1 pseudogene is annotated in these 1,179 nt (G+C 59.8%); it reads right to left on the bottom strand.

Annotation, left to right across the window (positions count from 1 at the left end):
* Positions 1-1,177 (bottom strand): annotated as a pseudogene (tuf, locus tag QD357_RS32370) (elongation factor Tu); the annotation flags it as partial.
* Between the last annotated feature and the right edge of the window lie 2 nt (positions 1,178-1,179).

The raw sequence follows: 1,179 nt of genomic DNA, 5'->3' as shown, positions 1-1,179 counted from the left end.
CGACGATGCTAGCGACGATGCCGGCGCCGACGGTACGGCCGCCTTCGCGGATCGCGAAGCGCAGCTTTTCTTCCATCGCGATCGGAACGATCAGCTCGACGTCAACCGTGATGTTGTCGCCAGGCATAACCATTTCCGTGCCTTCCGGAAGCGTCACGATACCCGTCACGTCCGTCGTGCGGAAGTAGAACTGCGGACGGTAGTTCGTGAAGAACGGCGTATGACGGCCGCCTTCTTCCTTCGTCAGGATGTAGGCTTCGGCCTTGAACTTCTTGTGCGGCTTTACAGTGCCCGGCTTGCAAAGGATCTGGCCACGCTCGACGCCGTCACGGTTCACACCGCGGATCAGCGCGCCGATGTTGTCGCCAGCCTGGCCCTGATCGAGCAGCTTACGGAACATTTCAACGCCGGTAACCGTCGTCTTCGACGTCGGACGAATGCCGACGATTTCGACTTCTTCACCAACCTTGACAATGCCACGCTCGACGCGGCCCGTCACAACCGTACCACGGCCGGAGATCGAGAACACGTCTTCGATCGGCATCAGGAACGGCTGGTCGATCGGACGCTCAGGCGTCGGGATGTAGGCGTCAACCGCTGCCATCAGCTCGCGGATCGCGTCTTCGCCGATCTTCTTGTCGCTGTCTTCCAGAGCAGCAAGGGCCGAACCCTTGACAACCGGAATGTCGTCGCCCGGGAAGTCGTAGGATGACAGAAGTTCGCGAACTTCAAGCTCGACGAGCTCCAGAAGCTCGGCGTCGTCAACCTGGTCGACCTTGTTCAGGAACACAACGATCGCCGGAACGCCAACCTGGCGGGCGAGCAGGATGTGTTCGCGCGTCTGCGGCATCGGGCCGTCAGCAGCCGAGCAAACCAGGATCGCGCCGTCCATCTGCGCAGCACCCGTGATCATGTTCTTCACATAGTCAGCGTGGCCGGGGCAGTCGACGTGCGCGTAGTGACGAGCAGGCGTCTCATATTCAACGTGCGCCGTCGAAATCGTGATGCCGCGTGCCTTTTCTTCCGGTGCCGCGTCGATCTGGTCATACGCCTTGAACTCACCGAAGAACTTCGTGATCGCTGCCGTCAGAGACGTCTTGCCGTGGTCAACGTGGCCGATCGTGCCGATGTTAACGTGCGGCTTATTGCGCTAAAACTTACTCTTACTCTTTGCCATTT

The organism is Rhizobium sp. BR 317, assembly GCF_047445835.1.
Classification (GTDB): domain Bacteria; phylum Pseudomonadota; class Alphaproteobacteria; order Rhizobiales; family Rhizobiaceae; genus Rhizobium; species Rhizobium paranaense.
This window is presented reverse-complemented; position numbering and strand designations above follow the sequence as displayed.